Here is a 23,692-nt window from a genome sequence, read left to right as displayed (position 1 = left end):
GCGTTAGTGCGGGCTTTTTTTTACACAATTTTCTTCCCTTTAGTTTTATAAATGTTTAGGTTTTCACTGAAACGTAAGCACAGGTTAACCATGATTTCCACAAGCTCTGACCCTTTTAAAATCGGTATTGTTGAAGATTCGGCAGTCATCAGCATGACACTGAAAAAATTGGTCGAACAATATGGTTACCAGGTTGAGGGACCCTTTGGCAATGCCCGGGAAGCATTGACATCCTTTACCTCACAGCCGCCCGATCTGATTCTCATGGATATTGTGCTCAATGGTCCTATGGATGGAATCGACCTTGCCTGTGAAGTCAATCAGCGGATGCATATCCCCATTATTTATATTACCGGACATTCAGACGAAGCAAAACTAAAACGGGCCAAAAGTACAGCTCCACTTGGTTATATCATCAAACCCTTTGATCCAAAACAGCTTCAGATTACCCTCGATATGGCCTTCCGGAAAATTCAAACCGATCAGCAACTGCTCCACTATCAAAAACGCCTGGAAGAGATGGTCAATGAAAAAACCTATGACCTGCAGCGTGAAATAGAGCGGCGGAAAACGGTGGAAGCCTCCCTGGTCCGTCAAAACGAGGAACTGGTCGCCCTGAATAAAGAACTGAAACTGAAAAACCAGCAAATCATGGCAAAAACTTTGAAACTGTATCAAAAAGATCAGTTGCTGAAAAAACTCACCAAATCCCTCCTGGATAAAAAGGATAAAGAAAAAAAGGTCATTGACCCGGAAATCGTGAAAATGATCCGGGCTCTGCAAAACCATTTCGAAGAACATACTCTTGATGAGTTCGAAGTTCGCTTCAGTGATATTTACCACGGTTTCAATGACCGTCTTCTCAAAAATTTTCCCAACCTGACCCCCAATGAAGTTCGTCTGTGTGAACTGATTAAACTCAATTTTACAACCAAGGATATTTCCAATCTCACCCTCCGTTCTGTGAAAAGTATTGAAATTGCCCGGTACCGGCTCCGGAAAAAACTGGGCATCGGGAAATATGTGGATCTGGCCACATTTCTTGCCAACTTCTAAACTTTAGGATGTCACATGACTCAGAGTGAATTGCAAAAAGCAATGCTTATGGACCGGAATTTATTCATCGAAGCCAGTGCCGGGACGGGGAAAACCTATACCCTCACCAAACGCTATTGTGCCATCCTGGATGATTTTGCACGACAGTCTTTCGAAAACCCCAATGCACCCCGTTACGATCCCTCAAATATTCTGGTCATCACTTTTACACGGAAAGCCGCCAATGAAATGACCGTGAAAATCTTCAGGGACCTGAAAAAACTTCTGGCGGGAAAATCTATTGATGAGGAGCTTTCCGGACTTGGACAATATTTGCGACAGTCCGGTCCTGAATATCGGCTCTGGCTGGAGGGTACTTTTTCACGGCACGCCATTTCCACCATCGACAGCTTTTGTATGCAGGTCCTGAAAGATTATGCGTTTACCGCCGGCCTGGATCCCGATTTCAAGGTAGAAGAAGAGGTTCGAAGTGCCCTCTTTTTTGAGAAAGAACTGGATCGCTTCCTCCGGATGAAAGCTTCACGCAACGATCCCGGTCTTTCCAGGGTCTTCGATGAGGTGACTGTAGATCAGGTGAAACAGGTGATTCAATACTTGTATGAACACCGCCTTTTTCTTCAGGACTGGCTGCAAAAGATGGACCGTAAACCGAAAGAAGATCTGGAAAATGAGATCTGGCGTGACTGGGTTCAGGCCTATACTCCCGATTTTGACGAAGACCATGTCGTCCTTGAACTCCGCCGGGTTTTTGATGCATTGGAGAGTCCGGTCTATGATGAGTCGGATGCAGCCCGCTGCCTCCTGCGCGATCTTCAAAAAGCCCTCGATGCCATTCCATCCGGTACCTCTGGTATCGAACTCCGAAGAGCGTTGTGCGAGTCGGTGTTGCCTCTGCTGATGACAAAGAATAAGAACAAATTTTTATCCCGGTATAAGGGCAACAAATTAAAATGGAAATACCCGAAAGTTCTTAATCATGTCAAGGAAAGCCTGAAAGATCTGACGGACTCCCTGGGGCTGGAAGCTTCCCGGGTGTGTGAAGCACCGAATTCGCTGGATCAAACGGGACTCCAGGTGCTCCTCGCCATTCATGGTCTCTTTGTTGCTTTTCAGGAACACATGGATCATTTTCAGATACGAATGGGTTACCTGACCTTTGATGACGTAATTCTCAAAACACAATCTCTGTTGAAGCAGCATGAAAGCATCCGGAAAAGCCTGTCCAATCGCTATATCCATATCATGGTGGATGAATTTCAGGATACCAACGATCCCCGCTGGGATATAATCCGGATGATTGCTTCTGATGAAAAGGGTTTTCTCCGGCCGTCGGGACTCTTTATTGTGGGAGATAAGAAACAATCTATTTATGGATTTCAGCAGGCAGATGTAACGGTGATGAAACAGGCCCGGGACGATCTGGCAAAAGCTTCTGTAAAACCGGCCGATATTGTGCTCCGGAATAATTACCGGTCTACCGGACGTTTTATCGAAAAAGTAGTGAATACCCTTTTCCCCCGGCTTTTTCCCGATGACGAATCCCCCTGGCAGGCGGTGTTTACACCGACCCGTTCTGCCGGTACCTTTCCTCCCCATATCGATGAGATACCTCAATGTCCCGTTCTTGTCCGGACAATGACCCAGGTTCCGTCAGACGATATGGAACGGGCCTGTGCCCTCAATGCCGCTCTAACGGCCCGGGAAATGCTGGCCTGGTGGGATGATGAAAATATGGACGAAAAACTGAAGAAGGCCGGATGTGACACAGAAGGTCCGGTGCTGGGCATCCTCCTAAGGTCTTTTACGCGTGTAGGTGCCTTTGCTGCCATTTTCAAACGTTTCAATATCCCCCTGGAAATCGTCGCCGGAAACAGTTTCTTCCAACGTCAGGAAATTTTTGATTTTTGCTACCTTCTGTCCTTTTTTGCCAATCCCCACGATGATTTGGCACTGACGGCCCTTGGTCGAAGTCCATGGCTTATGCTTACCGATATGGAGGTGGATGAATTCAGGGATAGAGCCCAATATGAATCAATCTGGTCTTTTATCCAAAGACATCCATCTTTACAACCTGTCAAAAAGCTTCTGCAAAGCTGGCTGGATCGCAGCAGAACCCTCTTTCTGCCGGATCTGTTGGAAGATATCCTGGCGGAACAGGATCGGGAACTGGCATTTTACAGCGATGAAGAAGGAGATCGATGCCTGGCCAACCTGGATCTGGCTGTTCATCTCCTGAGGGGACTGATGCTCAATGGGATGTCCCTTCGGGAATCCCTGGCCTGGTTTATCTCCCAGAGAGACCGTCAAAGCAGCCGGGAGGAAGCCGGCCCCGAGGGGGATGCCCGTGTGTGCCTTATGACCATTCATAAAGCGAAGGGACTCGAATTTCCCATGGTGATCCTTGGGGATATGAACCGGAAAGGAAGAAACGATAAAATCCATGTGACTCATGCCGTCAGGGATGATAAAACTGATGTTGCCATGAATATTTTTGACGAGGAGGATGAAAATCTTCGTTCCGGTGTTGTACGTTCCATTCACAACGGACAAAAAAATCAGGAAGAAGCAGAAGAACTTCGTGTATTTTATGTGGCTGTCACCCGGGCAAAGTTCCAGGTGGCTTTTCTGGCCGAATTTACCGATTCAAACCGTAAACCCTCCCAGCAAACGCCCTGGCAGCGCTATATTGTCCGGGGGCTGCTGGCAGAGTTGCCCTCAGATCCTGAAAGTCCGGATTGGATCAATGTCCATGATCCCGAGACAGGCATAAGCCTTTTAAACCGCACCTGGGAGGATGCACGGGCGGTTCTTCCAGAGCCAAAAATTGATAAAAAAGCCTGGGTTTTACCCCCGGCTGACGAAGGGTACGGGAAACCCCTTTTCATCATCACACCCCATGATATCATGGAACGGATACATGTAGGGAATAGTGGCAGAGAAGCAGCCGGTGACGATTCAGAATTGCATCGCCAGTATGGCATTTTTTTTCATAAAGTTATGGAAAAACAGTGGTGGCATGATCTTACTTTCGCAGAAACATGGCTCAAAGATAATATCATCGATTTCCCGGCACTGACCCCTGCAAAAGCCATGCAGCGACTGAATGACGATGTGTCCAGACTGACATCCAATCCTCTTTTTCAGGAAATTGACCATACCCGGGCAGAAGATGCCTTTTTTGAATTGCCGGTTTCAGCTGCTTATGAAACAGACAAAGCACGATTTATTTTCCGGGGTGTGGTGGATCTGCTCTATCGGGTGGGTGATTCATGGAGGATTCTGGATTATAAAACGGACCGGGATCTGAACGGATTGCCTCAATACCGGGTGCAAATGCAACTGTATCAGGAAATGTTGTATCAGGCCTTTGGAATTCAGGCGAAGGGATTGATTTGGTTTGTAACGCAAAATCATGTGGAAACGATTCAGCATGATCCGGCGGTATTACACCGTCTTGCTCCTGATGGAAATCCTGCCTGGCCGGCACCGGAAAAGGGGAAAGCCGATACTGCCGTCATGGAAGACTTGGTAAAATTTCTGGATGGACACCCCACGCTGGTTTTATGTACAACAAAGACAGAAGCTGAAGAAATCCGGAAAAACCTTGTCTGGAGAAAAAAAGCTTCACCGGATATCTCCATACTTTCCTGGCAGGATCTTCAGCGTATTCAGGATGTCCCCGGTAAAGGACTTGATCCCGGTGTGAGGATGCTTTTATGCCGGCAGGTCCTGAAAAAACAGCAGGAAATATCTCCCATGCCCGGGACTGCCCGGAAACTCTCTGAAGCCTTAAGCCAGGCGGAACTTTATGAACTGACAGGCAACACGATGAATGAATCCCTGATTGAATCGGTCTTTCAGGCAATCCGGGAGCGGAATCTGACAACAGACGGGGATATCCTGCATCATTTGAAAGAGAATCATCCTTTTAAAGGCATGGATGTGTACCTTACGGGATGGTATCAGCCATCGCCTCTGCGTCATCACCTGATGGCATCCATCGCCCGGGATGCCCGCCGGTTCAGAATGCCCGGTTCCAGCCATATTCCCGATGCCTATGCATGGAAAAAATTGGATGATTTTGAATGCCGGGATCATCAGGTAGTCGTTTGCAACCGCTCTGAAGATGAAGTCCGGACAGTTTTCCGGGAAATCATTGCCCGTCAACCTGCCGATCTTGATTCCTGCCATATTGCCGTGTCCAATCCATCCGAATATGAACCCCTGATCCGCCGTATTGCCGGCGAATATCACATTCCCGTCTCCTTTTCCACACGTATTCCCCTGAAACAAACTCCTTTGGGTCACTATTTTTTGAATCTCATAACTCTGATGGAAAATATTCACCAGGCAGATTGGGTAATGATTGCTCCCGTCCTCCTGGATCCCATCGTTCAGCCATCCCAGTCTCTTTACAGACTGGATCTGTATCTCCGGCAGAATGCTCTGGAATCACCGGATGCTATCAGGTTGTTCCTGGATAGAAAGAGGGGACCGGAACACGAGTCCTGCCGTGATACATACGACCGGGTTGTGGTTCGTCTTCTGGAGCACATAGCCTCTTTGAAAAGCATATCCCGCTGCCTGGATTATCTGAAACAGACAATGGATAAAATACCGGAAAACCTGGCACCCAATGATGGTATGGATCTGGACCAAAAGGTCCGGGAAACACTTGCCGGACTGATTCGAAAGACCATCCCGTCATTGCAGATGGTGGGAGTCGATGAGGGAGAGATGAAGCAGGAGGGACTCATCCTCCTCAGGGAATGGATTAACCAGGAGGAAATTCCCCGGAGAGACCGGCGGCAGGGCATTCCCGTCACGGGTTTTTTGGATACTATGAATCTGGAACCCGATTGCCTGTGGCTTTTGGGGTTGAACCAGACCGATTTTCCGGTCCGGATGCTCCGGAACCCCTTTTTCAGCGAACCTCCTTACAATCCCTGGTATCTGAACCGGCGTATGCTCAACCATTGGTGCCGGCTGAAAGAGATCCGGTTTATGGCTTCCAAATCACTTTCCAACAGTTCGGCGACTGAACCTTCCGCTCTCCTGGAAGCTTTTGAACAGGTTCCATCGCCTGAAATCCACACAGTAACGCCTGGCCGGCGCTCATTCTATCGCAACTTTTCCTCGGCCATGATCCATCCGGCTCCCGATCTGCCTGCCATCCGGCGCCATAATGAATGGATGAAAAGGCAAACTGACCCGGAAAGGAAATCAGATGGATTGCCGGGGCCCTATCACGGACTGGCCAGACCGGTGAAATTGCCCCATAAAACATCTGCTACCCAGGTGGAACATCTGGTTGTGTGTCCCATGCGATACTGGTTCAGTGAAATTCTCAATCTCCGGCAAACTGATGGGGACAAACAGGGAAAAGAAAACAAGGAATTGGGCGGATTTGTCCATGCCATCCTCCATCGCTTTGGGGAAGAAGGGGGATTTACACGGTCGAAAGAAGAAGCGATCTCACTCATGAAACAGGTGGTGGATGAGGAACTGAAAAAACGGGATCACGATCCGGAAACAGATATCTGGGCCAAACAACGGTTTCGTTTTCTCACCCGGGGTCTTGATGAGAATCCTCCAAAAGGAAAAATGGCTGATCTCATAAGGAAAAACATAGAGATTCTTTATACTTTTAATCAGCTTAACTGCTTTTTCGAACAGAAATTTGATAATCCTGAATCTTCCGAAGATTCCCGGATCTGGCCTGTGTTGAAACATAAAGCCTTTGAAGATTTGGTCCTTAAAGGGACCATTGATAAAGTCTTTGTGGATCATGAAAAAAAGCAGATCCTTATATCAGACTATAAAACCGGGTCATCCTATTCGGTAAAGGATGTAGCAGCCGGATTTAATATTCAACCCCTGGTTTATTATCTGAAGGTGAAAGAAGCGTTTCCCGGATACCAGACTGTTTTTGTTTATGAGAGTATCCCCAAAAATCACAAACCCTACGAAATGTCCAAAGAAATCGGGGATACAGGCGAAAAGGGGCTGTTTGTGGATACTTCAAAACCATTCCTGATCCGGGAGGAAGGTGGAGATCAGGAGGATATGTTGAGCCTGGAAAAAATCATCGGCTGGTTTCAGGAAGCGGCAGACCATCTGAAAAAGGGGACATTTCCGCACACCAGCAAGGACCGTTTCAAAAAAGCGTGCACCTACTGCGAATTTGCGTATCTGTGTAGAAAAGAGGACACGGATTAAATAAAGAAAAATTTCACGATATTCTGTTGACTTTCATCTGGGTCTTTATTTATATTGAGTTGCCATCCTGAGATGGGGGAGTTCATCTGCCGTCAGGGGATCGGGTCTGTCGCGCCAGGGGTGCGGTATCCCGTCTTCTGATGGAATAACGACGGGAGCCGCCAATGGACACGGAACTGAGATATCACACATTAAGCATTACCGTTTATGATCGTGACAAAGTATACCGGAAGGTGGGAGAATTATTGCATGATTTTGCCGATGCCATTCTCCTCCGGGTAGGATATCCCGTGGAGAATGAAAACGCCGCCATTATTTTTTTGATTTTAAAGATGACGGGGGATGAGGTAGGGGCCTTGTCCGGGCGTTTGGGACAGCTGGAATCCGTCAATGTAAAAGTATCCACCTTAAAAATATAGGAGCCGCTATGGCCGTACAATCCACTGCTGCCTGGATAGACCAGGTAATCAAACAGGAAGAAATTGACAAATACCTGATCAACGGGAAAGATTTCATTGATGAAGGGAAAATTCTGAAAAATCTGGAAGAGGGTCATAATCCTGATCCGGTTAAAATCCGGGAAATCCTGCAGAAATCACTGGCCATTGAGCGTCTGGATCCTGAAGAAACAGCGGCATTGATTCATGTAAAAGATCCTGATCTGTGGGAAGAAATGTATGCCACCGGACTGGAAGTCAAGCGGAAGGTGTACGACAACCGGATTGTCTTTTTTGCCCCACTGTACTGCAGCAATTTGTGTGTGAACAGCTGTGTATACTGTGGATTCAGAACGGATAATACCCGGGAAAAGCGCCGGATTTTGAACATGGATGAGGTTCAGGATGAAACCCGGGCAGTTGTTTCTGAAGGGCACAAGCGGATGATTGTGGTCTTTGGTGAACATCCCCTGTCCGATGCCGATTATATGGCCGATGCCATTAAAAATATCTATAAAGTAAAGGTCCCTGCCCGGAGTGGATATGGTGAAATCCGCCGGGTAAATGTCAATGCTGCTCCCATGAGCATCGGGGATCTGAAAAAACTCTGGGAAGCGGGCATAGGCACCTATCAGGTGTTTCAGGAGACATATCATAAAGAAACCTATGCCAGGGTGCATCCGGCGGGATTGAAAGCCAATTACCGCTGGCGTTTGTATGCTTTGCATCGTGCCATGGATGCCGGCATTGATGATGTAGCTGCCGGTGCCCTGTTTGGGCTGTATGACTGGAAATTTGAGGTCATGGGACTCCTGTACCACGCCATGGATCTGGAACAACAGTTCGGTATCGGTCCTCACACCATCAGTTTTCCCCGGATGACCCCGGCCAGCGGGTCCTGGCTTACAACCCATTCTCCCTGGAAAGTCGATGATGACACCTTCAAGAAACTGGTCACAATTTTACGGCTGAGTGTTCCCTATACAGGACTCATTATCACAGCCCGTGAACGGGCGGAACTCCGGAGGGAAGTGATCAAAGTAGGGTGTACCCAGACCGATGCTTCGACAAAAATTGGGATTGGTGGTTATACGGAAGCCCTGAAAGTGTTGAACAACGTCCAACAGGGAGACCAGGACGAAGACGCCCAACAGTTTATCCTTGGTGATACCCGTCGACTGGACGATGTGGTCCGTGAATTGGCGGAAATGGATATGATCACCAGTTTTTGTACGGCCGGATATCGTTGCGGCAGGACCGGGGACAAGATTATGGGTCTTTTGAAAAGCTGCACCGAGGGAAAATTTTGCAAGTTGAATGCCGTCCTCACTTTTAAGGAATACCTGGAAGATTACGCTTCGCCGGAAACCAAAGCCGTCGGTGAAAAACTCCTGGAAAAGGAACTGGCGGAAATCCGGTCAATTCCTTTTTTCAAACGGGGGAAACTCCTGGAAAATTTTGAAAACTATTACCAACGAATTTCCACCGGTGAACGGGATGTCTATATCTGAAAAAAAAATCAATGAACTCTGCCGGGATATCCACGAAAACTATGGCATCTCCCTGGCGGTGTGTCAAATTTTCGGAAAACGCTGGTCCTACATCGCCGGGACAGGAGATAACCTCTATGCCGGAGTCCGGTTTCAAATCAATGAGCATTACGGATTGATTGCCGATGAACTCCCTGAAATCGTGAAAAATGAGGTGCTTACCCGATTAAATACCCTGGTTGAGGATGATTCTTGATACGATTTTTGTTATCTTTAGTCAAGATACCCGGAGTGAAGATGACACATAAAAATAATTTTCTTTGGATTATAATCACAATTTTTCTGTTTGTGAGCCTGTTAACGGCCGGGGGAAATTTATACCTGGTCATTGGTTCGGATACGGGAATTTGGGAAGGTGCCAATACCCGCGTGAAGCACAATTATTACCGGCAGGGATTGTACACGGATCCTTCCAGGAATGCCTATGCCATTATGGACCCGGTTTTCCGGGATTCCCTGAGAGATTCGGAAGGGCGTATCATGCCACAGACATGGTGGATGCACGGCGGAAATATGTTTCGCAATGCAACCAACACCAATTTCCCCCTGAATAACACCATGTGTCTGTACCTGATGAAAAAATATCACGGTGAAGCCATCAAACAGTATGGTGATGAACTGACGCTCCATTATCACACCTGGGAGTGGAGTGATTACAACGGAGATGGGATTTGGGTCTGGAATCAAACCCCGTCTTTCGTGAACTGCCGGCAGGATTTCTGGGAAACCATCGGACATTATTTATTGTATGAGGATGTCTTTCCCGTCTCTTTCAGAAGCGGTTGGCATTATATGGACAATGAATGGCAGGCGGATCTGGATGACTTTATTCCCTTTTCCATGCACAATGCCTGGCCGGCAAACTGGACATGGGAGATGAAAAAAGATTCTGAACCCGTGAACAATGTCTATGTGTGGGTCGATGCCCCCAATACATTTATTCCCTATCATCCCAGTCCGGAAAATTATCAGATTCCCGGGGACGGCCGGAGCTGGAATACCCGGTCTGTGGGATTTGGGTGGGTCAGTGAATCCCGGATGCGCCCTGTTTTTGAAGAAGTCAATGCCGGTGAAGACCGCCTGATGTGTATTTGGGCTCATTTGCCGGAAACCGATTACGTGACGGAAACCGGACGTATCCATTCAGTGGTCCGATCGCTGGGTGAAGAGTACCCGGATGTGAAATATCACTACCTGACGGGTGTAGATGCCATGCAGGCCTGGCTGGGAACCCCGGATAGTATTGCACCCCAGGTGGATCTTCAGGTGGAAGAGGATGCCTTTGGTATTCAACTTAGCATCACCTCGAATGAACCTATTTTTCAGATACATCCCTTTGTTGCCGTGGAAAATGTCAAAAAGGAGCTGATTCTTCCCGAGCCCATGGAGATTGGAGAAAATACCTGGTTTGTCCGCCTGGGAATTCCGGCGGATGATCTGTACCGGCTGGGAGTCGCTGTGACGGATACTGTGGGAAACCTGACCACTGAACACTACCATTTCCGCCCAAATGATGTGTGGCTGGATGATGAAAGTCCGGAATATGACGAATCCCGTGGCTACTGGAAACAGACGGACAACTGGGCATGGGGTACAAGCGCCCGGACTACCCCCGTTTTGCCGGGTGACTCCGTGACTGCCGGTTTTGATCTAAGCGGCTTGCAAAAAGACACCTGGAATCTTTTTTTCCAGGTTCCGGAAACAGCCAATCCGGTAGACCGCCTGACGGTCCGGTACGTGACAGAAGATACGGTGATATTGATGAACCGTTTTCATCACGGTGTGGAACCCCATCAATGGATCTTTGGAGGAACCGTCAATCTGGACCCGGCTGATCATCCCCGTGTGGAATTTACCGGACGGAATTATTCACTCCAACATCAGGATTTAATCCTGGATGTGGTTCATCTCAGTGCCTGTTATACCGATGGATATCTGCACACCCACAAAACAAATATTCTGGAAGAGAATGCGAGTCTCTACGATACCTTGTTGATTGATATCCCCCTGCAAAACAGCGGCATAACACCGGTGACTCTTAAAAACATCTCTCTCTTACACGCGGAGGGTCTCATCCTGGAAGATATTACCGGAGAATTGGGGCCCTATGCAAGAGATACAATTTACCTGGCCTGGTACCATGAATCAGAAACCCATGTGGTTGATACCCTCCGAATTCTTTGGGATCCCGGTGATCATGAAATAAGGATCCCCATCGATATCAATATAAACAACTACTATTTAATCGTGGATAATGAGGATGATGAAAACTACATAGAAGAAGGTTCCTGGACCACATCCATCACACAGGCCTATGGAGAAACCAGCCGCTATGCGAAACTGTCTGATGGTCCGTCTGCCGTACATTATCTCTTCAAACCGAGAGTTTCCGGACTTTATTCAGTAGAGGAAATGATTCCCAAAACAGAAAATGCCTGCGATGAGACCGATTACATCCTGAAAGTGAACGGGGTGACGGTGGATAGCATTCGTTTGAACCAGAACCGGGACTATTGGGACTGGCGGAAAATTTTTGAATCCTATTTACCTGAAGGATCAGACGTTTGTTTCACGGTGAGTCAGACAAATGCCACATCTCAGTTCTGCCTGAGAGCGGATGCGGCAAAAATTCAATTAATTGATGGGGATTATGTCTCCACGCAAAAGCCGCTGATACCTGAAAAAACAACATTGGATCCCGTTTATCCCAACCCTTTTAATGCCACGGCCGTGATTCCTTTCAGACTTAAAGAGAGGGGAGAGGTCTCTTTACGGATTTATGATGTAAGGGGCCGGGAAGTGGCAGGATATGTCGAGACATTTCCACAAGCCGGGCGCTATCAATATGTGTTTGACGGTTCACGGCTTTCAAGTGGTGTTTATATTGTTCGTTTTTCACACAGGGATGTAAACCAGAGCAGAAAGATTCTTTTGATTAAATAAAACAAACCGGGGAATCATCCCCGGTTTTATCCATAGTTTACATGAAAAGAATTGTCTCAGAAATGCCCGATTCGTGCCGGGGCAGGTCGCATCGTATCCTTTTCCATGGTCTTGCCATTCTCTGCAATCTGAAGTTTTTCAATCAGCTGTCCAGACTCTGCGTATACATAAATCCAGGCACTGTGTTGATGTGTTTCGACCAGGATATAATGTTTGAGTCCGCTGAAAGTATCCACCTTATTGTGCCAGGGTGTTTCAGGATCTTTGGCATAAAAGGGTGCACCGGCGCCGCCTGTAATTATTTGATACACGGGATATTTGAAATATTCCGGGGAACCATCAGGATTGGCAGGGAGATCTTTATCAACCAAAAGACGTGAATAATTATGTTCGTCACCAAAAAACATTGCCCGGGTTTTGGGTGATGAAGCAATGGCATGCCAGAATTCATTCCGGCGTTTCACCACATAAGAGCGGTCAAGGGGTAAACCATTCGAATAACGATTTTTCAGGGAATCCCCGCCGGACCACCACATGCCTGAACTGACATGCCCCCCGGTTGGAAAAGCCGGGCTATGGGCGAACAGGAAGATATGATCTATGGAAGCGTTTTTATCTGCATCAGCCACAATACTATCCACCCAGGCCAGCTGTTTATCCATGATGTAGCCAATGAGATTGCCCCCTGTTTCTTCGGGACGCGAGCTATACCAGTAATTTGTGTTTACCGAGATGATCCGGACATTCTCCCGGTCAAAAAAGTAGACATTTTCCCGATATGAAGGTGCTTCAGGATGTTCCGGGGCCGGATAAGCATCCTCCGGATTCACAAAGGCTTCTGCAAAAAGGGCCTGAGAGTTTTCCTTTCCTTTTTTATCCAAATAATACCAGTATCCCTGTTCATTTCGGTAAATGTCAATGGTCACATCGTGATTTCCCATCCCCTCGTAAATAGGAATCATGGATCCGGTTTGGGCTGTGATCTGTTTCCACGACTTCATCTGGCTCCGGTAATCCTCCGGATCACTGCAGAATCCCCCGATAAGATCCCCGCCGAACAGCACAAACTCGCTCCCTCTGAAATAGGCATGATTCAACAAGGTGGAAAGGGCATCAATGTTGACTGCATTGTAATCACTGGCACCGCCGCCGGCTGCAGCCCGGGAATCACTCATCACGGCAAACAAAACATGATTGTTATTGTCCGGAGTGCTGAAAGTCCGGGAGGGTGTCTGGTATGAAATCGTGTCATCTGTGATTTCAATATGATAATGATGCTCTGTGCCGTGTAATCCGGTAACCTGGATCTGATGTTGGGTAGACGGGGTACTTTCTGCAATGTATCGTTTTCCGTCAACAGTCATGGCACTTATTGCCGGATTGTCTGTTTCCCAACTGAAAACAGCGCTATGCGTTTTCACCAGATCAATAAATGGGCCTTCAGAGATACATGCAGTACGCTGGTTTCCTTTAAAACGAAACCGGTTATCATAATAATGGGCACTGGCAGCGTGGGGATTACGGATTTCCAGACGATAGACAACAACTCCACCGTCATGTTTTCTGAAGACACTGTCAATATCTGCATATTTTGAAAAGAGATTCTCAAGATTCAGATATACGGTATGCCGGGTGGACAGGGTATCACTTTTTTCTGTAGCTGACCACCGGTAACGGGGTGCCTGCAACACGTCATCGGGAATGATAATGCCGTAATAGACCCGGACAGCAGGGGAGGGGACAAGGGTAGTAAAGCGGATACGGGCCAGACGGTCCCCTTCATCATCCCGGATAATGTCAATATCCGGGTTTTCTGTCACTATCCGGCTGCTTTGTCCCGATACGGGAACCCCCGGTGATGTGGGCAAGACTCCATGAAGATTTTTCCCCACTAGCAACATGGGTATAAAAAGGATGAAGAAGGCAGCTTTCTGGATCATTGTTTTCTCCTTAATTTGAATTTCAGGATAAAGCTACGAAAAATTTGACAGGAAACAAAAAGGACCGGTAATCAAACCGGTCCTGTGTACGCCCTGGAGGAGTCGAACCCCCAACCTTCTGGTCCGTAGCCAGACGCTCTATCCAATTGAGCTAAGGGCGCATCTGATCGCGTAGCGCGTACGGGACTCGAACCCGTGTTACCGACGTGAGAGGCCAGCGTCCTAACCGCTAGACGAACGCGCCATGTCCGTGCTGGGTTGCAGGGATTCGAACCCCGATTCTACGGTCCAGAGCCGCATGTCCTGCCATTGGACGACAACCCACTATCTCAACAAAGCCTGCAAATATACATAAGTTCCTGAAAAAACTGCAACGGATAATTTTTACCTTTATATCGGTTTTTGATCTCTTTAAAAGATGTTTCATATCCATGCGGTACTTTAAAAAATAAGATTATTCAGAATAATACCTAAATTATTAAAAAAATATTTGCATTTTGCTTAATTAAATATAATTTTCGACAAAATCAGGAGGGAAGATGGATCAGACAGATAAAACGCTTTTACGGGCTCTTCAGGAAAACGGTCGTATCACCTATCACGAGTTAGCTGAAAAGACCGATTTGACGGTCCCTGCAATTCGGGACCGGATTATAAAACTCAAAGAGCGGGGAATTATCCGGGGTTATCATGCCCATGTGGATGCGAAGCTTCTGAACAAGGATATCACGGCGTTTATCATGATTGAAAGCGTTGCGATTCATTACCAGGATTTGATTGACTACGCCCTTCAGGAACCGGCCATTCAGGAATGTCACTCCATCACCGGAGGCGGTTCCCATCTTTTAAAAGTCCGCACCAAAAACACCGTCTCCCTTGAAAAACTTCTGAGCAAAATCCAGTGCTGGCCAGGCGTCAAAGGGACTGAGACCCATGTGGTCCTCAGCACCTTTAAGGATAGTACCTTCATCGAACCGGACGAGACAGAACTGGAATCCTGAGAGAACGAGGGGAAAGTGATGAGACAGTCGGCAGTCGGCAGTTGACAGTCGGCAGTCGAAAGTCGAAAGTCGAAAGTCGAAAGACAGTAGCGAGCCCCGTGAAATAAGCGAAGCGTATTTCACAGGGGAGGTGCGAGTAGCGAGGGGCGAGGAAGTCGTCAGTCGAAAGGTGAAAGTCGAAAGGTGAAAGTCGAAAGTCAAATATCGATTGATTCACCAGGAGCGAAGCGACGCCAACTTCAGACAGGCCGCAGCCTGTCCCTACAGCTTCCAACTTCTGATAAAGCTGTGCAGCAGCGTTTGAAAGCCGCGTAGCGGCTATTGAACCCCTGAACCCCAGAACCAAAAATAAAGGAATCCCATGAACACAAAATCCATCCCAACCCAACCGGTAACGGAGATTTTTGCGTCCAATGTCTTCAGCGACGAGGTGATGCAGCAGCGCCTGCCGGAACATATTTATTTGAAATTAAAAGATACCATTGAAAAAGGACGTCCTTTAGATCATGATATTGCTGACTATGTAGCCAATGCCATGAAAGAGTGGGCATTGGAAAAAGGGGCAACCCATTATACACACTGGTTTCAGCCCATGAACGGGATCACGGCTGAAAAACATGAGTCCTTTATTGAAAATGCTGGACCGGGACGGATTGTAATGGAATTCTCCGGAAAGGAATTGATCCAGGGTGAACCGGATGCGTCTTCTTTTCCCTCCGGCGGGATTCGTTCCACCTTCGAAGCCCGGGGATATTCCGTGTGGGATGCCACATCACCGGCCTTTCTACGTGAGGATCTGACGGGCGTTACTCTCTATATCCCCACGGCTTTTTACTCCTATCACGGAGAAGCCCTGGACAAAAAAACACCCCTTCTGCGGTCTATGCAGGCTCTGTCTGAACAATCCCTCCGCATTCTCCGGATATTCGGAGATACACGGACAGAACGGGTCCACGCATCTGTTGGGGCTGAACAGGAATATTTCCTCATGGATAAATTTTATTACAACCGTCGGACCGACTTACAATTTACAGGACGGACTCTTTTCGGTGCACCGCCGCCCAAAGGACAGGAAATGGAGGACCACTACTTTGGGAGTATGAAAGAACGGATTACCGATTTCATGCGACAGGTGGATGTGGAACTCTGGAAATTGGGCATCAGTGCCAAAACCAAACACCATGAAGTAGCCCCGGGACAATATGAACTGGCACTCATCCACAATAACTGCAATATTGCCACTGACCATAACCAGCTGGTGATGGATACGATCAGTAAAATTGCCGAGCGGAACGACCTGGTCTGCCTGCTCCACGCTAAGCCTTTCAAAGGCATCAACGGATCGGGAAAACATAATAACTGGTCTATTGTGACCGATCAGGGCGTGAATCTCCTGGAACCGGGCTTTACACCGGAAGAAAAACTCCGTTTTCTCGTCTTTCTGACGGCCATCATCAAGGCAGTGGATATTCATGCAGATGTGCTTCGTATAGGTGCCGCTACACCGGATAACGATGAAAGACTAGGTCAACATGAGGCTCCTCCGGCGATCATATCCATTTTTCTGGGGGATTTTCTCACCCACCTCCTGGAAAATCTGGAAAAAGGAGCAGACAGTACGAAAGAATTTACAAAAACTCTCCAGGGTGGCGTGGATACCCTGCCGCCGGTCCTGAGGGATAATACGGACCGGAACCGGACATCTCCCTTTGCTTTTACAGGAAATAAATTTGAATTCCGCATGGTTTCATCCCTGGCCTCTGTCGCCAGACCCAATATCATGCTGAACACCATTGTAGCCGATGTGCTGGACGAATTTGCCACAAAACTGGAATCGTCGGAAAATCCCTTGAAAATAGCCCAGGAGCTGGTCCTCGAAACCTATACAATACACAAACGGGTGGTCTTTAATGGGAACGGATATGCGGAAGCATGGCGGCATGAGGCAAAAAAACGGGGGCTCCCTGAATATCCCTCCTCTCTGGATGTCTATCCGGAACTCCTGGCGGAAAAAAATGTTACCCTTTTTCAACGACAGAAGGTTTTTAACCTGTCCGAACTGAAAGCACGGGCGGAAATTTATATTGATACCTACATGAAACAGCTCCGGATCGAGGTCAATACCATGATCCGCATGGCCCAGACTGGGATTTTACCCGCTATTCTGCTGTATCAGAAAGAACTCCTGGAGCTCGTAAAGATTCAAAGTGATACGGGTATTCCCCATGGTGCCGAAAAAGATCTTGTGCAAAACTATCGAAGGCATGTCCTGGCCTTTATGAAAAATCTCAAATCCCTCGAATCGGCAGCCTCTCAATACCCATCCTGCAACCCTGAAAACATCAAAGAATGCCTGACGATGCGCAATGTGTTACGGTCCGCCATGAATGCCCTCCGGGATGAAGGAGACTGGCTGGAATGCCATACACCGAAACAACATTGGCCGTTTCCTGTCTATGAAGAAATCCTGTATAGAGTTTAGAGTGGAGAGTGGAGAGTTGTAGCGGCAGGACATGTCCTGCCGCTGAGTTGGAGTGTTGAGTTTTGAGTGATGCCTCCCGCAGAGGGCGCAGAGATGCAGGGGGATTTTGAGTGATGCCTCCCGCAAAGAGCGCAGAGATGCAGGGGGATTTTGAGTGATGCCTCCCGCAGAGAGCGCAGAGACGCAGGGGGATTTTGGGTGATGCCTCCCGCAGAGGGCGCAGAGATGCGGAGGGATTTTGGGTGATGCCTCCCGCAGAGAGCGCAGAGATGCGGAGGGATTTTGGGTGATGCCTCCCGCAGAGGGCGCAGAGATGCAGGGGGATTTTGGGTGATGCCTCCCGCAGAGAGCGCAGAGACGCAGAGGGATTGGTTTGATTCATTTGATTGAAACACCAGAAGCGACGCCAGCTTCAGACAGACTACGGCCTGTCCCTACTTCTAACTTCTTAAATATAATTAATAGAATTGGGGGCTTTAACTGCTTTTTAACCGGGATTATAAGAGAGATGGAATATATGATTTCGATTAGGTAGCGCCCCCCACCCCGGGGGTAAAATACACCGAAATGCGACACAATGCAAGATAATATTGTTAATCATATATGTGTTGTTTCGAATTATTTAATGGATTAAATACAGTCCTCATTTAAACTTTGCGGCAGTCATATCAAGATACCAGCTTATGAAAGATAATGGACTTGAACGCTGCACAGCAGCGATCAAGAATTCAAGCGGCACTTTGTGCCGTTCAATTGCTTCGCTGTGCTCAGCATTCCAGCACTGCTTCACAGTGTTCAAAAAAGAACTCACCCAATGAAATCCGCATATCTGGAATTGAACACCGAACGAAGTGAGGTGCTTGAATCCCAGATATGAGCGAAGTGGACTTCGGAAAGTCACAAACTGTCGACTGTCGACTGTCGACTGTCGACTGTTGACTTTCAACTGAAACCCCAGGAGCGAAGCGACGCCAACTTCCAGCTTCCAACTTCCAGCTTCAGAAAAATGACTGCGGTTTTTTTCTGATCTGATGATGGGTTTATTAGAGAGATGGAATATATGATTTCGATTAGGTAGCGCCCCCCACCCCGGGGGTAAAATACAGCGAAATACGACACAATGCAAGATAATATTGTTATACATATATGTGTTGTTTCGAATAATTTAATGGATTAAATACAGTCCTCATTTAAACTTTGCGGCAGTCATATCAAGATACCAGCTTATGAAAGATAATGGACTTGAACGCTGCACAGCAGCGATCAAGAATTCAAGCGGCACTTCGTGCCGTTCAATGGCTTCGCTTCGCTCAGCATTCAAGCACTGCTACGCAGTGTTCAAAAAAGAGGTCACCCATTGAAATCCGCATATCTGGGATTGAAGATCGAACGCAGTGAAGCAGCGTTTGAAAGCCGCGTAGCGGCTATTGAACACCGAATGAAGTGAGGTGCTTGAACACCATGAAATGGGGTTTGAACGCCGTCAGGTGTTGGAATACCACACAGCGGTTCATGAACACCACGAAGTGGAGTTTAATAATTCAAGCAGCACTTCGTGCCGTTCAATTGCTTCGCTGCGCTCAGCATTCAAGCACTGCTACGCAGTGTTCAAAATAGAAGTCCACGCTCATTGAAATCCGCATAGCTGGGATTGAACACCGAACGAAGTGAGGTGCTTGAACCCCATGAAATGGGGTTTGAACGCCGTCAGGCGTTGGAATACCACACAACGGCTATTGAACACCGAATGAAGTGAGGTGCTTGACCCCTTGTCATGCGTCACTTTCTCGCTCCTCGTCCCTCGATACTTCGTATCTGGAATTTTCCCCCACAAAATTGTATACTATATGGAACTGTTATATTGAATAATATGAAAATTCATACATGATCTTCCTTCACATAAAAAAATTATTCCCAACCTCCCTTGCGAAATTCTTCTCGCTTATTTCATGTGGTTCAGTCTTAACCTTAACCTTAACCTTAACCTTCACTTCAATCTTTTCCTGCTCCCAAACCCCTCCACAGGCAGATGGAACCGTTCTGCAGGTGTGGGGACATGCAGGACGGCAATCGGAACGGGAAGTCCTGCAGCACCTGGTGAAAACGTTCAATACAAATCAGGATTCAGTCGAAATCGAACTGACACTTCTTCCCGAAGGATCCTATAATTCCCAGGTCCAGGCGGCGGCACTTGCCGGGGATTTGCCCCATATTCTGGAGTTTGACGGGCCGTATATGTACAACTATGTGTGGCAGGGACACCTGTTGCCTTTGGATTCCCTTATTTCCCAATCTGTACTGAAAAATGTAATCCCCTCTGTTTTGAAACAGGGAACTTACCGGGAAAAATTATATACCCTGGGTATGTTTGATGCAGGTTTGGCTCTATATGGACGCCGAAGCCGCCTGGAAGCAGTGGGGGCCCGGATTCCCCACTCACCGGCCAATGCCTGGACCATCGAAGAGTTTGATAAAATTCTGAAAGATTTGGCAGATCAGGACCCTGATGGACAGGTCCTGGATTTGAAAATGAACTACCGGGGGGAGTGGTTTACCTTTGCTTTTATGCCTCCCTTGATCTCCGGTGGCGCCGATGTGATCAACCGGGATTCCTTTCAATCAGCAACCGGGTCTTTGAACAGCCCGGAAGCTGTAAAGGTCATGACATATTTCCAATCATGGATTCATGACGAAAAACGGGTGGATATGAATGTAGATGATTATGCCTTTGTGGGAGGCAGGGTCGCCTTATCCTGGGTTGGCCACTGGGAATATCCCCGGTATCATCAGGCCTGGGGTGAAGACCTGGTGCTTATACCCCTTCCGGATTTTGAACACGGCAGCAAAACGGGGCAAGGATCCTGGAGCTGGGGAATGACCCGAAAATGCCCATATCCCCAAATGGCCGCCCGTTTTATTGAATTCCTCCTGGAGGATTCATCCATCGTGGCCATGACCGATGCCAACGGGGCTGTCCCCGCTACATATTCAGCCCTGGAGGCTTCCCGACAGTACCAAAAAGGGAGTCCACTCCGGCTCTTTGCCCGGCAATTGACTGAAGGTTACGCTGTTCCAAGACCCCGTACACCCGCCTATCCTGTCATTACCACTGTGTTTCAACAGGCATTCCTCGATATCAGCCACGGGGCGAAAATCCAGCAGGTTCTCAATAGAGCTACACAAGAGATCAATTTGGATATCAAGGATAATCAGGGATATCCCATGGTGAATCATGCATATTAAAAAAATTCTCAACATTCGACAAACCCAATCCGAATCCCTGGGAGGATGGCTTATGTCCCTGCCGGCTGTGCTGGGACTGGCTCTGTTTATGGCATTTCCTTTTTTACTGGCCATCGGACTCTCTTTCACCAACTTGCGGATGGGATCTCCCTTACCGACGCGCTTTATCGGGTTTGAAGCCTATCAACGGGTTTTGACCGATCCCTCGTTTCTCAGGGCTCTTATGAATAACGGCCTTTTTGCCCTGATTGTCGTTCCCCTGCAAACAGTTCTGGCTCTGGGACTGGCCCTCTTTCTCAATCAAAAATTCAAAGGGATTATGTTTTTCCGGACCCTCTTTTTTATGCCCGTGGTTTTTCCCCTCTCCCTGGTTTCTGTCGTGTGGATCCTCATGTATGCACCAGGTGCCGATGGAATGATCAATGCCTTCCTGCAGTTTATCTCTTTCGGACAAATTTCTCCCCAGGATTTTCTCCACAACCCGTATCTTGCCCTACCGGCCATTATGCTCTGTTCCATCTGGCAGGGAGTGGGTTTTCAAATGGTGATTCTCCTGGCCGGACTCCAATCTATCCCGGATGTCCTCTATGAAGCTGCTGAAATCGACCGGGCAAACCAGTGGCAGAAATTTGTCCATGTCACCCTGCCTCAACTCCGGAATCCATTGATTTTTACTGCCCTGGTGACTACCATCCTGGCTTTTCGGGTCTTTGACCAGGTGGAAATTATGACCCAGGGGGGACCCAATGGTGCCAGTACCACAGTGATGTATGAAACTGTACAAACCATTTTTAACCGTCAGCAGGTAGGACAATCCTCTGCCATGACTGTGATTTTCTTTATCCTGGTTTTAGTGATTACCCTGGTTCAACGGTCTGCAGCCAAACAGGAAAGGGAAATTGAATGAGTCGCTCTTCAATCCGAACCACGATCCTTAAAGGATTTAAAATCGGCATACTCCTGATCCTGACCTTCCTGTACATATCCCCCATTCTCTTTATGGTGGTGGGAAGCCTGAAACCCGATGAGCGTGTGATGGCCGATTCAGGATCCCTCAAGGCCTTTGTGCCGGCGGAAGCATCATTTCAAAATTATGTTGATGTCTTTGAACGGGTGAATCTCGGACGCTTTATGCTCAATTCCATCGTCATTACCGGGTCTATCGTTCTGATCGGACTTTTAATCAATTCTATGGCGGGATATGCCTTTGCCAGACTCCGTTGGAAAGGCCGGGATGTCCTTTTTATGGGAGTGGCCGCACTGATGATTCTTCCCTTTGAATCCATTGCCGCGCCCCTCTTTTTCCAAATCACCCGGCTGGGTTGGCGGGATACCTATCTGGCCCAGATTCTCCCCTTTATTGCCAACGCCATGAGCATCTACCTTTTTTATTCCTTTTTTATCGGCATGCCACGGCAACTGGAAGAAGCCGCCCGCATCGACGGGGCCGGTGTTTTCAGAACTTTTGCACAAATCATTGTGCCGAACGCAAAGCCGGTTTTTGCTACGGTAGCTATTGTCACCTTTCTGATGTATTGGGGATTCTTTCTCTGGCCCCTCATGATTACCAGCGGTGAAGCTGTCCGTCCTCTGCCGGTGGCGATTGCCACATTCCGGACCCTGCCTCCTCTGAAGTGGGGGGATATTATGGCCTTCGGTGTGATGATGGTGGCACCGGTGCTGGGACTCTTTCTCCTCTTCCAGAAATGGTTTGTCAAAGGGGTTGCCCAATCGGGTATAAAAGGTTGATTTCTTCCACATATCCATTCTTTAAACGTTTTTTTTATCCTTTTTTAATAATTTTACTCTGGCTGGAAAAAGTTGTGCTCTTTTCCGGTATATCAGATGAATACTCGATGAAAGGTGGATCCATGACCCGATTCAAACGCATGCAATTTTGGGGGGAAGATGAAAATGACGACTCCCTGATCCGGGAAGTGTTGGAAGGTAAAAAAACCGCTACGGTGTGTAAAGCCGATGAATACGACTTACCTGAAGGTGATTACGATGACGGCGGGTGGGAGACAGGTGACCTGGTGGAAGTTTACGACAATCATCAGAAACTCCGTTGCCTGATTGAAATTACGGAGGTATATAGAACTACATTTGGAAATTTTCCCGATAAACTGTGGATGGGTGAAGTCTGCCGGGATGCGGAACATTTCCGCGAAGCACACCGGCACTGCTGGCCGGAATATGATCTGACCGATGATTTCGACATGATGGCCACTCATTTCAGACTGGTGAAAATCATCGATTCCCCGGACACACTGTCCTGATGTTTCGTGTTTCATTTTGGATTCAATCTGATTTTTCATAGCTTTTTACCCCGGTTTATGCCTTATCAATGTGGAAAGGAGAAACGATTTTGAAAAAAACTTATTATCTGCTCACGGTGTGTCTGGTTCTTTTATCCTTCGGCTGTACGGCAAAACAAACTGATACTGCAAGTCAGAAAACTCCGGATTCCCTGAAAGTCCGGGAGCTGGTGAAAACAACCCACAGCTGGGATGGAACACGTCTGCCGGAATATCCGAAGGGACAGCCGGAAATCACCATTTTGAAAATCTCCATTCCCGCCGGGACACGCCTGGACACTCACAGTCATCCGGTGATCAACGCGGGTGTGCTCCTCAAGGGTGAGCTTACCGTCTATACGGAAAAGGGTGATGTGTTTAAACTGAAAGCCGGTGATCCCATCGTCGAAGTCGTGAATACCCTTCATTACGGCATCAATGAAGGTGATGAAACGGCGGAAATTCTTGTGTTTTACGCAGGGATTCAAAATATGCCCTTCACTGTTTTATCTTCGAATCCGTAA

14 protein-coding genes and 3 tRNA genes are annotated in these 23,692 nt (G+C 47.8%); 13 read left to right on the top strand and 4 right to left on the bottom strand.

Annotation, left to right across the window (positions count from 1 at the left end; all coding sequences use genetic code 11):
- Window positions 1-90: 90 nt before the first annotated feature.
- The 6 genes from strainIA91_RS07340 to strainIA91_RS07315 all read left to right on the top strand — a co-directional run bounded on the left by strainIA91_RS07340 (window position 91) and on the right by strainIA91_RS07315 (window position 12,205).
- Window positions 91-1,056 (top strand): response regulator, encoded by a 966-nt coding sequence (locus strainIA91_RS07340; RefSeq protein ID WP_400166131.1) that lies wholly within the window; start codon window positions 91-93, stop codon window positions 1,054-1,056.
- Between the two features lie 15 nt (window positions 1,057-1,071).
- Entirely contained in the window at window positions 1,072-7,275 is a 6,204-nt protein-coding gene (locus strainIA91_RS07335) for a UvrD-helicase domain-containing protein (protein WP_400166130.1), read from the top strand.
- 164 nt (window positions 7,276-7,439) lie between these two features.
- A complete protein-coding gene (locus strainIA91_RS07330; protein WP_400166129.1) occupies window positions 7,440-7,694 on the top strand; it encodes a TM1266 family iron-only hydrogenase system putative regulator in 255 nt (84 codons plus the stop codon).
- Window positions 7,695-7,702: 8 nt separating this feature from the next.
- Complete coding sequence (hydG, locus tag strainIA91_RS07325) at window positions 7,703-9,223, top strand: [FeFe] hydrogenase H-cluster radical SAM maturase HydG (RefSeq protein WP_400166128.1); 1,521 nt, start codon at window positions 7,703-7,705, stop codon at window positions 9,221-9,223.
- Window positions 9,210-9,458 carry a hypothetical protein gene (locus strainIA91_RS07320; protein ID WP_400166127.1) on the top strand — a complete coding sequence of 83 codons (249 nt, stop codon included), beginning with the start codon at window positions 9,210-9,212 and terminating at the stop codon, window positions 9,456-9,458. Before hydG ends, strainIA91_RS07320 begins: the two co-directional genes overlap by 14 nt.
- A 41-nt stretch (window positions 9,459-9,499) precedes the next feature.
- Window positions 9,500-12,205, top strand: a complete 2,706-nt coding sequence (locus strainIA91_RS07315) for a T9SS type A sorting domain-containing protein (protein ID WP_400166126.1) — start codon at window positions 9,500-9,502, stop codon at window positions 12,203-12,205.
- Window positions 12,206-12,261: 56 nt separating this feature from the next.
- On the opposite strand, the gene strainIA91_RS07310 is transcribed toward strainIA91_RS07315, so the two are convergent.
- From strainIA91_RS07310 to strainIA91_RS07295, 4 genes are all read right to left on the bottom strand, one after another.
- Window positions 12,262-14,145 (bottom strand): metallophosphoesterase family protein, encoded by a 1,884-nt coding sequence (locus strainIA91_RS07310; RefSeq protein ID WP_400166125.1) that lies wholly within the window; start codon window positions 14,143-14,145, stop codon window positions 12,262-12,264.
- Window positions 14,146-14,232: 87 nt separating this feature from the next.
- A tRNA-Arg gene (locus strainIA91_RS07305) sits at window positions 14,233-14,306 on the bottom strand.
- A gap of 11 nt (window positions 14,307-14,317) precedes the next feature.
- Window positions 14,318-14,389: transfer RNA gene (locus strainIA91_RS07300), tRNA-Glu, on the bottom strand.
- A gap of 9 nt (window positions 14,390-14,398) precedes the next feature.
- A tRNA-Gln gene (locus tag strainIA91_RS07295) sits at window positions 14,399-14,469 on the bottom strand.
- A 215-nt stretch (window positions 14,470-14,684) separates the two neighbouring features.
- On the opposite strand from strainIA91_RS07295, the gene strainIA91_RS07290 reads away from it, so the two are divergent.
- The 7 genes from strainIA91_RS07290 to strainIA91_RS07260 all read left to right on the top strand — a co-directional run bounded on the left by strainIA91_RS07290 (window position 14,685) and on the right by strainIA91_RS07260 (window position 23,692).
- Window positions 14,685-15,146: an Lrp/AsnC family transcriptional regulator gene (locus strainIA91_RS07290; protein WP_400166124.1), complete on the top strand. Its 462-nt coding sequence runs from the start codon at window positions 14,685-14,687 to the stop codon at window positions 15,144-15,146.
- Window positions 15,147-15,507: 361 nt separating this feature from the next.
- Window positions 15,508-17,628, top strand: coding sequence for a glutamine synthetase III (locus strainIA91_RS07285; protein ID WP_400166123.1), 2,121 nt, complete (start codon window positions 15,508-15,510; stop codon window positions 17,626-17,628).
- Between the two features lie 2,046 nt (window positions 17,629-19,674).
- A complete protein-coding gene (locus tag strainIA91_RS07280) occupies window positions 19,675-20,871 on the top strand; it encodes an extracellular solute-binding protein (protein ID WP_400166122.1) in 1,197 nt (398 codons plus the stop codon).
- A complete protein-coding gene (locus strainIA91_RS07275) occupies window positions 20,861-21,778 on the top strand; it encodes a carbohydrate ABC transporter permease (RefSeq protein WP_400166121.1) in 918 nt (305 codons plus the stop codon). Before strainIA91_RS07280 ends, strainIA91_RS07275 begins: the two co-directional genes overlap by 11 nt.
- Window positions 21,775-22,620 carry a carbohydrate ABC transporter permease gene (locus strainIA91_RS07270; protein WP_400166120.1) on the top strand — a complete coding sequence of 282 codons (846 nt, stop codon included), beginning with the start codon at window positions 21,775-21,777 and terminating at the stop codon, window positions 22,618-22,620. Before strainIA91_RS07275 ends, strainIA91_RS07270 begins: the two co-directional genes overlap by 4 nt.
- Before the next feature lie 122 nt (window positions 22,621-22,742).
- Entirely contained in the window at window positions 22,743-23,150 is a 408-nt protein-coding gene (locus strainIA91_RS07265) for an ASCH domain-containing protein (RefSeq protein ID WP_400166119.1), read from the top strand.
- Window positions 23,151-23,239: 89 nt separating this feature from the next.
- Complete coding sequence (locus tag strainIA91_RS07260) at window positions 23,240-23,692, top strand: cupin domain-containing protein (protein WP_400166118.1); 453 nt, start codon at window positions 23,240-23,242, stop codon at window positions 23,690-23,692.

This window comes from Candidatus Neomarinimicrobiota bacterium, assembly GCA_041154365.1.
GTDB classification, from domain to species: domain Bacteria; phylum Fidelibacterota; class Fidelibacteria; order Fidelibacterales; family Fidelibacteraceae; genus Fidelibacter; species Fidelibacter multiformis.
Note: the sequence above shows the minus strand (reverse complement) of the source record. Positions and strands in the feature narration are given on the sequence as shown.